Origin of the sequence: Nocardia asteroides (assembly GCF_021183625.1) — a bacterium.
GTDB classification, from domain to species: domain Bacteria; phylum Actinomycetota; class Actinomycetes; order Mycobacteriales; family Mycobacteriaceae; genus Nocardia; species Nocardia asteroides_A.
Genome location: NZ_CP089214.1, coordinates 298,572 through 311,136 on the forward strand (window position 1 = coordinate 298,572; position 12,565 = coordinate 311,136).

The window sequence follows — 12,565 nt, forward strand, 5'->3', positions numbered from 1 at the left end:
ATCGGTCTACAGTTCCGAGCGTTCCGCGCACCGAGGAGAGATCACCATGGCAGCCACCCGCACCCCCGTCGTCTTCATCCACGGCCTGTGGCTGCACGCCACCTCGTGGCAGCCGTGGGCGGAGCTCTTCGCCGCCCGCGGCTACGAACCGCACACCCCGGGCTGGCCCGGCGAGCCGGACACCGTCGCCGCCGCCCGCGAACAGCCCGAGGCCGTCGCCGGGATCGGCATCGACGACGTCACCGCGCACTACACCGAGATCATCCGCGCCCTGGACACCCCGCCGGTGCTCGTCGGCCACTCCTTCGGCGGGCTCTTCGTGCAGAAACTCCTCGCCGCCGGGCTCGGCAGCGCGGGCGTCGCCATCGACCCCGCCCAGATCAAGGGCGTCAAGCCGCTGCCCTTCGCGCAGCTGCGCTCCGGCTTCCCCGTGCTCGGCAACCCCGCCAACCGCAAGCGCTCCGTCGCGCTCACCAAGAGCCAGTTCCGCTACGGCTTCGGCAACGCCATCCCCGCCGACGAATCCGACCAGCTCTTCGACGCCTGGACCATCCCCTCCCCGGGCCGCCCGCTCTTCGAAGCCGCCTTCGCCAACTTCACCGGCGACTCCCCGGCCGCCGTCGACACCGCCAACGCCACCCGCGGCCCGCTGCTCTTCCTCTCCGGCGGCAAGGACCACACCGTCCCCGACGTCGTCACCCGCGCCGCGCACAAGCTCTACAGCGGCTCACCCGCCGTCACCGACCTGCGCCGGTTCCCCGACCGCGGCCACTCGCTCGCCCTGGACAGCGGCTGGACCGAGATCGCCGAATCCGCGCTCGAATGGCTCACCGAAAAGGGTGTCGGCCCCGCGCAGTAGAGTCCGCCGCATGCGCGCGGGCATCGGCGGACCGGAGGCACACGGCACGGCCGGCATCTGGCGGCACTCGGCGGCATGGTGGCGCGAGCACACCCCGCTCGGCGACGCCATCGGCACCGCCCCCGACCTGCCGCTGCCCGCCGACGCCGCCATCGGCTTCGCCTTCCCGCCCGCCGCCGAGCAGCGCACCCACCTGCCCGCGCTGCTCGGCCTCGCCACCTACGACCGACCCGCCGAGGTGGCGAGCGACCTGCTCGACGGCGGCATCGACCGCCCCGACCACCCCTACCTCCTCGTCCTGCCCGCCGACCGCATCCAGCCCTGGACCCGCGGCCACACCGCACCCGCGCTGCGCCGGGCACTCACCGAACACGGCTGGTCCGGGCTCACCGTCCCCGAATACCTGGTCCTGCAGCGCCAATCCTTCGAGGCATACGGCGACCACCGCTTCGACGCCTACACCGGCGACGAACCCGGCTGGAGCTGGCTGCCCGGCTCCACGCACGGCCCGCTCGTCGGCATGGCCTACTACAACCCCGGCAGCGGCACCGTGCAGATCGCCGCCTGCAAGACCGGAAGCAAGAACCCGCGCAAGGGTGCCCACATCGGCCGCGTCCTGCCCTGACCCGCCCGCGCCGCACGGCATCTGGTTGACTCGAGCCCACCTCGACCGCCACCGCGCCGGGGCAGCTGTGAATACTGGGAGGCCGCCGTGCCCGACTCCTCGCACCCGATCGACGTCCTGCTCGTCGAGGACGACCCCGGCGACGAGCTCATCACCCGCGAAGCCTTCGACACCCACACCCTCGGCAACACCCTGCACGTCGTCCGCGACGGCGAAGAAGCACTCGACTTCCTCTACCGCCGCGGCCCGCACACCGACGCCGTGCGCCCCGACCTCATCCTGCTCGACCTCAACCTGCCCCGCTACGACGGCCGCCAGGTCCTCGAACAGATCAAGGCCGACCCCGAACTGGCCGCCATCCCCGTCGTCGTGCTCACCACCTCCTCGGCCGCCGAGGACGTGGAGAGCAGCTACCGCGCCCGCGCCAACGCCTTCGTCACCAAACCCGTCGACCTCGACGCCTTCATGGCCGCCATCCAGCAGATCGACGGCTTCTTCGTCCGAGTGGTGAAGTTGCCCCGGCCACACCCGTGACCGGCGTGTCGTCCCCGCAGGTCGCGCTATTGTTTCCAGGTGTCCGAGTCCGCTGTGCCCGAGTGCCGGGAAGACCCGCTCGCCGATCTGCCCGAGTCGGTCGATCCCCAGGTGGCAGGCGGCTTCACGCTGTGGTTCGCCGACCGCCGGTGGGAATGGTCCCCCGAGGTGTACCGGCTACACGGGTATGAACCCGGCGCCGTCGAACCGAGCACCGAACTGGTCCTCGCGCACAACCACCCCGACGACCGCGACCTGGTCGCCCAGCTGATCGAGCGCGCCCTCACCGACCGCGAACCCTTCTCCGGCAGGCACCGCATCATCGACACCAACGACTGCGAGCACACCGTGCTCGTCGTCGCCAACCGCATCCTCGACGCCGACGGCGAACCCGTCGGCACCAGCGGCTGCTACATCGACCTCACCGACACCATCGACGCCGCCGGCCAGGCCGCCGTCAGCGACGTCGTCCCCGAGATCGTCGAATCCCGCGCCGTCATCGAACAGGCCAAGGGCGTCCTCATGCGGATGTACGGGATCAGCCCCGAACAGGCCTTCAAGGTGCTCTCCTGGCGCTCCCAGGAGACCAACACCAAACTGCGCGCCATCGCCGCCCAGCTCATCGCCGACCTGCCCCAGGTGCCGCCGCCCCGCCCGGACATCCTGACCGTCTTCGACCACCTGCTGCTGACCGGGCACGAACGCGTCGAGCCCGCCGCGGACTGACCGCGGCTCAGGCGGGCTGCGCCTCCCGGTACGCCGCCACGATCTCCGACGGGATCCGGCCCCGGCTGGAGATCTCGTGCCCGTTCTCCTTCGCCCACGCCCGGATCGCCGCCACATCCTCCCGGCTCGCCGACGAACGCCCGCCCCCGGCGTTCTTGCTGCGCGCCGCCTTCCCGGTCCGGCGCGCGTACGGCGTCCACTGCTCCAGGAATTTCCGCAGCGAACGCGCATTCTCCGCGGAGAGGTCGATCTCGTAGGACACGCCGTCCACCCCGAAAGCCACCATTTCATCGGCGGCCGAAATGCCGTCGTAATCGTCCACAACCGTGACAACGACTTTGCGTGCCATGAAGCTCTCCCTCTTCCAGTGCACCGAAAACGCGACAGAAACACACTGTAGCGCCAGGGGAGTACACCCCGGAATTCGGCGAACCCTTTATGGCAGCCGCGGCGGCCCGCCGCCCGGCAACTCCGGCCCCACCGCCACCCCGCTGCCCGGCGTACGCCCGCGACCCCGGCCCAGCCGCTCCCGATAGCGCCCGATCTCCTCGGCAGGCACCACCGGCCGCGGCGCCGAATCCAGGTGCACGAACAGCGCATCCGCCGGTCCACACCGCGTCCACCACGCCGGAGAGCACGTGATGCCGCTGCGCCGGATCCAGCTCCGGATGATCCGCCCGCTTGCTCATCCCGCGAGTCTCGGTGCGCGCCAGCGTCGACGCGTACATCAACCGCCACCGCCGTGATCGCCGCCGCCTGCCGCGCCCGCACCCGGCAGTCACCCGCGCTGTCGCCGCCGAGCCCGGCCACCCGCGCAGCGCGAACCGCGCCTCCCCCGCACCCGCCCACGACCCCGAACTCATCGCCCACGACCCCGAACTCATCGCCCACGCCGAATTGTGGCTGCCGCCACCGGTGAAACCCCCGCAGATCCGCTCCCGCGTCGCCGCGTCCGCCCGATCCAGCTGCGCGAAACCCGCTCCGACCGCAGCGCCCGCGCGATCACCGAACGCCCCCGCATCCTCCGGCACCGACCCGTCCTCGTGGAAGAACGTGGCATACCCGTAATAGGCCGTCTTCGTGATCGTCGACCCTTTCGCCACGATCGCGTACGCATTCGAGAATTCCACCCCGGAGAACCGCGCACCCACCCCCCCCGCCATCGACGCACCGTCCCCGCTGTTCACATTCGTGCCCAGCGCACCCGACAGGAACGCGCACCCGCCCGACGCCAGCACCACCGCCCCCGCCGCAATTCGATAATCCCGGCCCAGCTGCCGCTGAAACCCCGCCGCCCCGCGAACCACGCTGTCCGCGTCGACGAGCAATTCCAGCGCGGGGGAGTGATCCAGAATTCGGACCCCGCTGGTCCCGCAGTACCCCTTGTCCACCAGCACCACCTCGACCCCCGCCGCCCGCGCGTGCAACGCTGCCCACGCCGCGGCCGGGCCACCCCCTGCACCCCGGAACACCAGTGCGCTCACCCCGATTCCGGCGCCCCGAGCCCGGCGTTTGCCCGACGAAGCCTCGGGTAACCGCCTCCCGACCGGAGGAGGGATGCGAATCATGACGCACGCCGCACACGACCGGAACGGGCCCGCCGACGCCCGCTCGGTCTCCGAACTCGTCGGTACCGCGAGCGAACAGCTCAGCCGCCTCGTCCGCGACGAGATCCGGCTCGCCACCCTGGAGATGCAGCAGAAGGGCAAGCGGGTCGGCAAGGGCGCCGGGCTGGCGGGGGCGGGTACCGTCCTCGCGCTCTACGGGGTCGGCGCGCTCGTCGCCGCCGCCATCATCGGCCTCGCCGAGCCGCTGCCCGCCTGGGCCGCCGCGCTGATCGTCGGTGTCGTGCTGCTCGTCGTCGCCGGCATCCTCGCCCTCGCGGGCAAGAAGAACGTCCAGAGCGCAACCCCGCCGCTTCCCGAGGCCGCCGTCCACGGCGTGCAGGAGGACGTGGCCACCATCAAGGAAAGGAGCCGCAGGCAGTGAGCCCGGACCCCGAACTCAGCCCGGAGACCGAGAAGGAACTCGTCGCCGCAGGCCGTGACCGCGCCCGCGAGGAGCTCGGCCAGGCCGTCGAGGAGCTGACCCACAAACTCGACGTCCCCGCCCGCGCCTCGGAGAAGGCGCAGGAGGTCAAGGAGAACGCCGCAGCCACCGCGGCAGGCGCCAAGGACAAGGTCGCCGACAGCGCCCAGCAGGCGAAGGAGCGCGCCGCCGAAACGGCCGCCGTCGCCAAGGAGCGCGCTACGGAGTCCGCGACCGCCGCCAAGGAGAAGGCAGCGGAGACCGCCGCCGTGGCAAAGGAGAAGGCGGCCACGACTGCCGCCGTCGCCAAGGAGCGCACGCAGGACGTGGCCACCAAGGCCAAGGAGAGCACCGCGGCCGCCACGGCCAAGGTCGCCGAGGCCACCCCCGAGCCGGTCGCCCGCGGCGGACGTCAGGCCGTAGACCTGATCCGCGCCAATCCGGTGCCGGTCGCCATCGGCGTCGTCAGCGGCGTCGTGCTCTGGCAGGTCCTGCGGAAGCGAGGCAGGCGATGAAGCTCGCGTACAAACCGCTCGGGCTCGGCGTCAGCGTCCTCGGCGGCCTGCTCGCCAACTTCGTCTTCGGCAAGATCTGGCAGGCCGTCAGCGGCGAGGACGAAGCGCCGCACGCCACCTCCGAGGACTACGGCTGGCGCGAAGTCCTGCTCGCCGCCGCCATCCAGGGCGCCGTCTTCGGCCTGGTGAAAACCGCCATCGACCGGGCCGGAGCCACCGGATTCCAGGCCGTCACCGGCACCTGGCCGGAGGACTGAGACGACGTTCACGCAGTTCGGCTGCGTGAACGGGTCGATCCCGGGTAGCCAAGCCAATGGATATCGGGACCGACGACGAGAGAGAGGTACAGCAATGTCGCAACCCATCACCAGCACCCTCGAGGCCGAACAGCAGCGCATCGCCGGTGAGGCCCTGCGCGCCACCGTCGTCGACCTCATCGACCTTTCCCTGATCGCCAAGCAGGCGCACTGGAACGTCGTGGGCCGGAACTTCCGATCGGTGCACCTCGCCCTCGACGAGCTGGTGGTCGCCGCCCGCGAGTTCACCGACGCCGCCGCCGAGCGCGCCACCGCCATCGGCGTCAGCCCGGACGGCCGGGCCTCCACGGTCGCCCGCGACAGCGTGACGGAAGGCTACCCGGACGGCTGGCAGAAGGACACCGACGTCATCAACGGCGTCGTCACCAACCTGACCGCCGTCATCCGCGGCCTCCGCGAGCGCATCGACGCCACCGAGAAGGCCGATCCGGTCACCCAGGATCTCATCATCGAGATCGCCGGGCGGCTGGAGCAGCTGCACTGGATGTGGCAGGCCCAGGTCGCCGACGCCTGACATCGGCCGATCGAACCGCCCGCGAGCTCCGGCTCGCGGGCGGTTCGGCGTTTCAGGGCCGGGGGAGGGGAGGGGCGGCGGCGAGCCAGCGGCGCAGCGCCTCGTGTACCGCCTCGTCGTTGAGCAGCGTGAAGTGATTGGCGCCCGGCAGGTGCAGCCCGTTCTCCGGCTCGAACGCGATCCGGCGGGCACGGCCACGCCCGGAGCCGCTCGGCGTGAGGACCAGGCCGTCGCCGACGATGCGGCCGAGCGGGTTCTTCGGGTTGCGGATGATCGACGCCGTCACGAAGTAGTGCTCGACACCGGGCAGCAGCGGCACCTCCTGCTGCACCCGGCGGGTGAGCGCGTCGATGTCGAGATCGGTCCAATCCTCGTCCACCAGCGAACCCTGCCGCAGGTCGCGGATCCCGGCACTGCGCCTGCGCAGCAGCCGCCCGAACGGCCTGGTCTCCGGCAGCTTCACCAGCCCCGCCGACACCACGTGCACGAACTGCTCCAGCGGCGCGCCCAGGTGCGGCGAACCGAGACAGACGATCTGCCGAACGAGCCGCACCCACGCGGCACCTTCGGCGGCGGCGAGATGGCAGGCCGCGCGGGCCACCAGCCCGCCCATCGAGTGCCCGACCAGCGCGATCCGGCGCAGCGGAACCGGCCAGGCGCGCTGCGTCCGCTCCAGCAGGTCGGCGAGTTCGCGCGCGTTCTCCGAGATGTGCAGCCCGCTGTTGAATCGCACCGCCGCCGTCGCGCAGGGCAGCTCTTCGGCGAGCCGCTCGGCGTAGCCGGGGGTGCCGCCGCGGCGCCAGGCGTGCTCGGTCTCGACCAGGCCGTGCACGAAGACGACGAGGGTGTCGTGCGGCGAGCCGAGTTCCTCCGGGGCCACCGGCTGCCCGTCGACGCGGAACGACATGGGGCCCGTCAGGACGGGATTCTGCTCGGCCAGCCGGTCGCCGATCAGCCCGGACAGCACGCCGAGCAGCCCCGCGCCGAAGACCGTGCGGGAGGGTGGCTCGCCGTTCGGCAGGTCGGCGGTGCGCTCGGCGACCCGGCCCGCGGTCTCGGCGACGGTGCCGACGATCGCGTAGACACCGTCGGCGATGGCATCGTGGGCGACCTGGACGGGGGCGGCGGCGGGCCCGACGCCCCAGCGCACCGCCGTGAAGACGCGGTCGGCGACAGCCCGGTGAACAGTGGCGATGCCCGCGACAGCGCCGCCGAGCTCGTCGCCGGCGAGGCGGGCGAGGGCGCGGACTTCCGCGCGTCGCTGGTCCTCGTACATGGGGTTCAGTGTACAGGTGTGCACCAGATAGTTATCGTATAAATATTGCATGTATGCGACTATGCGCATCAATCAAGATGGCCTCCATCAACAACAAGGAACAACCGGCCAGGACAAGAGGGGGCTCAGGGAAGTTGGGTGATCGTGTACCACAGCAGCGCGAGGGTTCCCGCCATGAAAAGGGGAGCGAGCACCCAGGTCTCGACCTTGTTGCCGGTGCGGCTGATGATCTCGATCCCGAGCCGCTTCCGGTACGGCCAGAGCAGGGGGCACCCGCGGTCGGTGAGGCAGTCGCCGAGGATGTGCACCAGGCAGCCGAGCGCGACGCAGAACGGTAGCCACGGGGGAGCGTCGGAGATCCAGTGCGTCATGGCGAAGGTGCCGCCGAGGGCGAGCGCCAGGACCGTGCCCCAGGCGCGGATGCCCTTGCCGGGCGGGCAGAGGTGCAGTGCTCGGACCGCGAGCGCGAGCAGGACGAAGACCAGGCCGAGGGTGAAGGGCCGGCCGAGGTAGGTCATGCCCGCCCAGGTGCCGATGCCGGCGAGGGCGACGAAGAAGAACGAGTGCGTGGCTTTGCGGTGGCCGCCCGCGATCCAGGAGACGACCGTGCAGAAGAGCTCGGAGACCGGACCGAGGGTGTTGGCGATGGTGCCGTCGGGGTGGTCCATGTCGGGCAGCAGCGCGGCGCCCGCGGTGAGGAAGACGCCGAGTAGCAGGTCGACGGTTCCGAGGTGGTGGTCGCCGACGACGTCGATCACGGGGTACGTCAACACCGACACCGGGAGGGCGGCCGCGGCCGCCGACCAGCCGAGCGCGCCGCTGGTCGCATGAGAATGTCCGAGCACGCGTCCACGTTATCGATCTTGGTTCACGTGCGGTTCACCGGGGAGAGCGCGGTTAGTTGACATAATGTAGATTATCGGCGTTTTTACGACCTGGCGTTTGGGGCGCTGGAATGGCATTCGCTGTGCAGCTGCCCTCTGTGCCGAGTTGCACGGTTTCCCGGGTCTCTCGACCTTTGCCTCGCCCGTAAATGCTCGATGGCCGCGATGGTGACCGACTTGCACTGCGGCAACCGCCCTCCTCCGATGTGTCACAGTGACGCTCCACATCCCCCCATTTACGTCACAGTGACGTTTTTCCCACGCCACGCGGGAACGCGGCAAAACCCGTTGCCGGTCGATTGCTGGACGCTAGGCTCGTCGCATTGTGCTGTGCATCACACCAAGGAGGTGGTGGCCGTGCGGGATCGGAGCCGAGTGGTGATCGGGCTGGCGGTGGCGGCGGTGCTCGTCGTCGGGTCCTGCGCGCAGGAGGACTCGGGCGGAGGGACGGCGTCCTCGAGCTCGGCCCCGCCGAGCGGCACGGCGCAGGAGTCGCCGGGCCAGGTGGCCGGTGTCGCCATCCCGGACGGGCAGATCGACAACGCGGTCGGCAAGCTGGATCGGATCGCCGAGGAGCTGATGGCCTCGTCGAAGATCCCGGGCATGGCGATCGCGGTGGTGCACGGCGGCAAGGTCGTGTACAGCAAGGGGTTCGGGGTGCGGGATGTGACGACGGGGCAGCCGGTGGACGCGGGGACGGTGTTCCAGCTGGCGTCGGTGTCGAAGCCGCTGGGCTCGACGGTGGTGGCGCGTGAGGTGGCGGCGGGCCGGGTGGCGTGGGATACGCCGGTGAAGAAGCTGTCGCCGGGGTTCGCGCTGAATGATCCGTACGTGACGGAGAACGTGACGATCGGGGATCTGTACTCGCACCGGTCGGGGCTGCCGGATCACGCGGGCGACCTGCTGGAGGATCTGGGGTACGACCGCGGGCAGGTGCTGGAGCGGCTGCGACAGCTGCCGCTGGACACGTTCCGTGATTCCTACGCCTACACCAACTACGGGCTGACGGCGGCCGCGGTGGCGGTGGCCGAGGCGGCGGGCACCTCGTGGGAGGAGCTGTCGCAGCGGGAGATCTACGAACCGCTCGGGATGGCGTCGACGAGTTCGCGGTACAGCGACTTCGTGAGCCGCCCGGATCGCGCGGTCGGGCACGTGCTGGTGGACGGTGCGTACAAGCCCGCCGATCCGCCGCGGCAGCCGGATCCGCAGGCGCCGGCGGGCGGGGTGAGCTCGTCGGTGGACGACATGGCGCGCTGGATGACGATGATGCTGGCGGACGGGGCGTTCGAGGGCAAGGAGATCGTGCCGTCGGGCGCGCTGCTGCCCGCGGTGTCGCCGCAGGCGATGTCGGCTCCCCCGGCGTCGCCGGATTCGCGGGCGGGGTTCTACGGGTTCGGTTTCAATGTGGGGACCTCGCCGGCCGGGCGGGTGACGCTGGGGCACTCGGGGGCGTTCAACCGGGGTGCGGGGACGGCGTTCACATTGATCCCGTCGGCCGATGTGGGGATCGTGACGCTGACGAACGCGGCGCCGGTGGGGATTCCGGAGACGCTGAACGCGGAGTTCGCGGATCTGGTGCAGTTCGGGGAGGTGCGGGAGGACTGGCGGGAGCTGTACGCGGGGGCGTTCGAGCAGTTGAACGCGCCGTCCGGGGATCTGGCCGGCAAGGAGCCGCCGTCGAACGCGAAGCCGGCGGGGCCGCTGCAGGAGTACGCGGGCACCTATGACAACGCCTATTTCGGGCCCGCGGTGGTGTCGGTGGACAACGGTGCGCTGGTGTTGACGATGGGGCCGGCGGCGGTGCGGATGCCGATGCGGCACTGGGACGGGGACAAGTTCGTGTTCTCGCCGCAGGGTGAGGGGGCGAATCCGGGGTCGGTGTCGGTGGCGCGATTCGAGGGGAATCGGCTGATCCTGTCGTACTACGAGGAGGAGGGGTTGGGGATGTTTGTGCGGCCGTGACCGTTGATCGCTCTATGGCCGCGGGGTGTGACGCGGGTAACCTGGTCGAAAAGTTCGGCAGAAGGTGACGGAGCTTGATGAACGCGACCACCATTGCCCGGCAGTGCACGCTGTGCGAGGCCCATTGCGGAATCCTGGTGACCGTCGAGGACCTGCAGGTGACCCGGATCGAGGGTAATCCCGACGATGTCCTGTCGAAGGGCTATATCTGCCCGAAGGCGACGGCCATGGGCGGGCTGCACCACGATCCGGATCGGCTGCGGACGCCGATGAAGCGGGTCGGCACGGAGTTCGTGCCGATCGGCTGGGACGAGGCGATCGCCGAGGTGGGCCGCAGGCTGCGGAAGGTGCGGGCGGAGCACGGCGCGCACGCGGTCGGCATGTACCTGGGGAATCCGGCGGCGCACAGTTCGTCGGTGATCTACGGCGGGATGCTGCGGGCGGCGCTGGGGACGAACAATTTCTTCACGGCGTCGTCGATCGATCAGTTCCCGCAGGAGTTCGCGGCGTGGCAGATGTTCGGGTCGAATGTGCTGATGCCGGTGGCCGATATCGATCGGACGCATCGGCTGGTGATCCTGGGTGCGAATCCGGCGGTGTCGAACGGGTCGATCACGACGATGCCGGGCGCGCGGGATCGGATCAAGGCGGTCCGTAAGCGGGGCGGCACGGTGGTGGTGATCGATCCGCGGCGCACGGAGACGGTGAAGCTGGCGGACGAGCACGTGGCGGTGGCGCCGGGTGGTGACGCGTACCTGCTGCTGGGGATGTTGCACGTGCTGGTGACCGAGGGGCTGGTGGACGGGGCGGCGGTGCGGTCGCGGACCACCGGGTTCGAAGAGTTGCGGGCGCTGGTGGCGGAGGCGACGCCGGAGTGGGCCGCTCCCCTGGCGGGGGTGGATGCGGAGGTGATCCGGCGGTTGGCGCGGGAGCACGCGGCGGCGCCGTCGGCGGTGATGTACGGGCGGATCGGGGTGTGCCATCAGGTGACGGGCACGCTGACGCACTGGCTGATCAATGTGATCAACGCGGTGACCGGGAATCTGGATCGGGCGGGTGGGCAGATGTTCGCCACGCCCGCGGTGGACGCGGCGCGGATGGCGCGCCGGGTGCCGCTGGCGGGGTACGGGAAGTGGACGGATCGGTCGGGGCGGTTCAAGTCGTTCCGGGCGGAGTTGCCGGTGGCGGTGCTGGCGGACGAGATGCTGGACGAGGGGCCGGGGCAGATCCGGGCGATGGTGACCTATGCCGGGAATCCGGTGTTGTCGACGCCGCAGGGTGGGCGGTTGGACGAGGCGCTGGCGGGGCTGGATTTCTATGTCGCGGTCGACATGTACATCACGGAGACGACGCGGCACGCGGATCTGATCCTGCCGCCGGTCTCGCCGCTGGAGCGCGAGGACATGGACATCGTGCTGTCGGTGTTCAGTGTGCGGAACAGTCTGCGGTTCAATCCGCGGGTGTTCGAGCCGCAGCCGGGTGGGCTGGAGGATTGGGAGATCATGGCGCGGCTGGCGGTGGAGATTCTGCCGCTGCCGGTGCGGCGGGTGACGGGGCGCGCGCTGACGGCGGTGCTGGATCGGCTGAGTCCGTTGCGGCTGGCGTCGGCGGGGATCGCGGTGGGTCCGTACGGGGTACTGCGCAAGGGGCCGGGCGGGGTGACGGTGTCGAAGTTGCGGAAGACGGCGGGCGGGATCGATCTGGGGCCGTTGCGGCCGCGGTTGCGGGATTTGATCGCGACGAAGGATCGGAAGGTGCATCTGGCGCCGGAGTTGCTGCTCGATGGTGCGCGGGAGTTGATCGCGGAGGCGGGGCGGGGTGCGGCGGTGACGGCGCCCGTGGACGGGTTCGATCTGCGGTTGATCGGGCGGCGGCATCTGCGGAGCAATAACTCGTGGTTGCACAATCTGCCGTCGATGGTGAAGGGGAAGCCGCGGTGCACGGTGCTCATGCATCCCGATGACGCGGTGCAGCGCGGGTTGGCCGATGGTGATCCGGCTGTGGTGTCGTCGCGGATCGGGGCGATCGTGGTTCCGGTGGAGGCGAGTGACGAGATCCGGCGGGGGACGGTGGCGATTCCGCACGGGTGGGGGCATCGGGAGCCGGGGGTCGGGTGGACGGTCGCGGCCGGGTTGCCCGGCGCGAACGTCAACCTGCTGCACGACCCCAAGGCGACGGATACGTTCACCGGCAATTCCGCCGTGAACGGCACCTGGGTCACCGTGGCTCCCGCCCCCGGCGCCCCGGAAGTCGCCGAGCAGCCCGAAATCGCCGAGCAGCCCGAAGAAGCCGCCATCCCCGGCTGACCTCTCCCCCGGTGAACTA

Annotated in this window: 13 protein-coding genes and 1 pseudogene; 10 read left to right on the forward strand and 4 right to left on the reverse strand. The window is 70.5% G+C overall.

From position 1 onward, the window contains the following. The first annotated feature begins 46 nt into the window (after positions 1-46). The 4 genes from LTT61_RS01520 (at position 47) to LTT61_RS01535 (ending at position 2,744) form a co-directional block, all read left to right on the forward strand. Complete coding sequence (locus LTT61_RS01520) at positions 47-859, forward strand: alpha/beta hydrolase (RefSeq protein WP_233018117.1); 813 nt, start codon at positions 47-49, stop codon at positions 857-859. Positions 860-869: 10 nt separating this feature from the next. Beyond that, positions 870-1,484, forward strand: a complete 615-nt coding sequence (locus tag LTT61_RS01525; protein WP_233018118.1) for a hypothetical protein — start codon at positions 870-872, stop codon at positions 1,482-1,484. An 87-nt stretch (positions 1,485-1,571) separates the two neighbouring features. Beyond that, a complete protein-coding gene (locus LTT61_RS01530; RefSeq protein WP_233018119.1) occupies positions 1,572-2,018 on the forward strand; it encodes a response regulator in 447 nt (148 codons plus the stop codon). A 39-nt stretch (positions 2,019-2,057) separates the two neighbouring features. Beyond that, the gene (locus tag LTT61_RS01535) at positions 2,058-2,744 is read left to right on the forward strand and encodes a PAS and ANTAR domain-containing protein (RefSeq protein WP_233018120.1); all 687 of its coding nucleotides are present in this window, start codon (positions 2,058-2,060) and stop codon (positions 2,742-2,744) included. Between the two features lie 7 nt (positions 2,745-2,751). Here LTT61_RS01535 and LTT61_RS01540 read toward each other — a convergent pair whose 3' ends face one another. Both LTT61_RS01540 and LTT61_RS32780 read right to left on the reverse strand, forming a co-directional pair. Then, entirely contained in the window at positions 2,752-3,093 is a 342-nt protein-coding gene (locus LTT61_RS01540) for a histone-like nucleoid-structuring protein Lsr2 (protein ID WP_233018121.1), read from the reverse strand. Positions 3,094-3,328: 235 nt separating this feature from the next. Continuing rightward, a pseudogene (locus LTT61_RS32780) lies at positions 3,329-4,234 on the reverse strand (FAD-binding protein); the annotation flags it as partial. Positions 4,235-4,310: 76 nt separating this feature from the next. Here LTT61_RS32780 and LTT61_RS01555 point away from each other — a divergent pair. The 4 genes from LTT61_RS01555 (at position 4,311) to LTT61_RS01570 (ending at position 6,118) form a co-directional block, all read left to right on the forward strand. Further along, positions 4,311-4,733, forward strand: coding sequence for a phage holin family protein (locus LTT61_RS01555; protein ID WP_233018122.1), 423 nt, complete (start codon positions 4,311-4,313; stop codon positions 4,731-4,733). Further along, positions 4,730-5,287 (forward strand): DUF3618 domain-containing protein, encoded by a 558-nt coding sequence (locus tag LTT61_RS01560; protein WP_233018123.1) that lies wholly within the window; start codon positions 4,730-4,732, stop codon positions 5,285-5,287. The genes LTT61_RS01555 and LTT61_RS01560 overlap by 4 nt, the downstream gene beginning before the upstream one ends. Further along, a complete protein-coding gene (locus LTT61_RS01565) occupies positions 5,284-5,544 on the forward strand; it encodes a DUF4235 domain-containing protein (RefSeq protein ID WP_233018124.1) in 261 nt (86 codons plus the stop codon). The genes LTT61_RS01560 and LTT61_RS01565 overlap by 4 nt, the downstream gene beginning before the upstream one ends. Positions 5,545-5,638: 94 nt before the next feature. Beyond that, the gene (locus LTT61_RS01570; RefSeq protein ID WP_233018125.1) at positions 5,639-6,118 is read left to right on the forward strand and encodes a Dps family protein; all 480 of its coding nucleotides are present in this window, start codon (positions 5,639-5,641) and stop codon (positions 6,116-6,118) included. Positions 6,119-6,170: 52 nt separating this feature from the next. Here the strand turns inward: LTT61_RS01570 and LTT61_RS01575 are convergent, their stop codons facing one another. Together LTT61_RS01575 and LTT61_RS01580 are read right to left on the reverse strand one after the other, a co-directional pair. Further along, positions 6,171-7,394 carry a lipase family alpha/beta hydrolase gene (locus LTT61_RS01575; protein WP_233018126.1) on the reverse strand — a complete coding sequence of 408 codons (1,224 nt, stop codon included), beginning with the start codon at positions 7,392-7,394 and terminating at the stop codon, positions 6,171-6,173. Between the two features lie 125 nt (positions 7,395-7,519). After that, entirely contained in the window at positions 7,520-8,239 is a 720-nt protein-coding gene (locus LTT61_RS01580; RefSeq protein WP_233018127.1) for a metal-dependent hydrolase, read from the reverse strand. 369 nt (positions 8,240-8,608) lie between these two features. Here LTT61_RS01580 and LTT61_RS01585 point away from each other — a divergent pair, with 369 nt between their 5' ends. Continuing rightward, a complete protein-coding gene (locus tag LTT61_RS01585) occupies positions 8,609-10,240 on the forward strand; it encodes a serine hydrolase (RefSeq protein ID WP_420094724.1) in 1,632 nt (543 codons plus the stop codon). A gap of 77 nt (positions 10,241-10,317) precedes the next feature. Then, a complete protein-coding gene (locus LTT61_RS01590; protein WP_233018128.1) occupies positions 10,318-12,546 on the forward strand; it encodes a molybdopterin oxidoreductase family protein in 2,229 nt (742 codons plus the stop codon). Positions 12,547-12,565: the final 19 nt, after the last annotated feature.

Coding starts and splice junctions, on each gene's coding strand:
- LTT61_RS01520 (WP_233018117.1), top strand. CDS start 47: ATGGCAGCCACCCGCACCCCCGTCGTCTTCATCCACGGCCTGTGGCTG.
- LTT61_RS01525 (WP_233018118.1), top strand. CDS start 870: ATGCGCGCGGGCATCGGCGGACCGGAGGCACACGGCACGGCCGGCATC.
- LTT61_RS01540 (WP_233018121.1), bottom strand. CDS start 3,093: ATGGCACGCAAAGTCGTTGTCACGGTTGTGGACGATTACGACGGCATT.
- LTT61_RS01555 (WP_233018122.1), top strand. CDS start 4,311: ATGACGCACGCCGCACACGACCGGAACGGGCCCGCCGACGCCCGCTCG.
- LTT61_RS01565 (WP_233018124.1), top strand. CDS start 5,284: ATGAAGCTCGCGTACAAACCGCTCGGGCTCGGCGTCAGCGTCCTCGGC.
- LTT61_RS01570 (WP_233018125.1), top strand. CDS start 5,639: ATGTCGCAACCCATCACCAGCACCCTCGAGGCCGAACAGCAGCGCATC.
- LTT61_RS01575 (WP_233018126.1), bottom strand. CDS start 7,394: ATGTACGAGGACCAGCGACGCGCGGAAGTCCGCGCCCTCGCCCGCCTC.
- LTT61_RS01590 (WP_233018128.1), top strand. CDS start 10,318: ATGAACGCGACCACCATTGCCCGGCAGTGCACGCTGTGCGAGGCCCAT.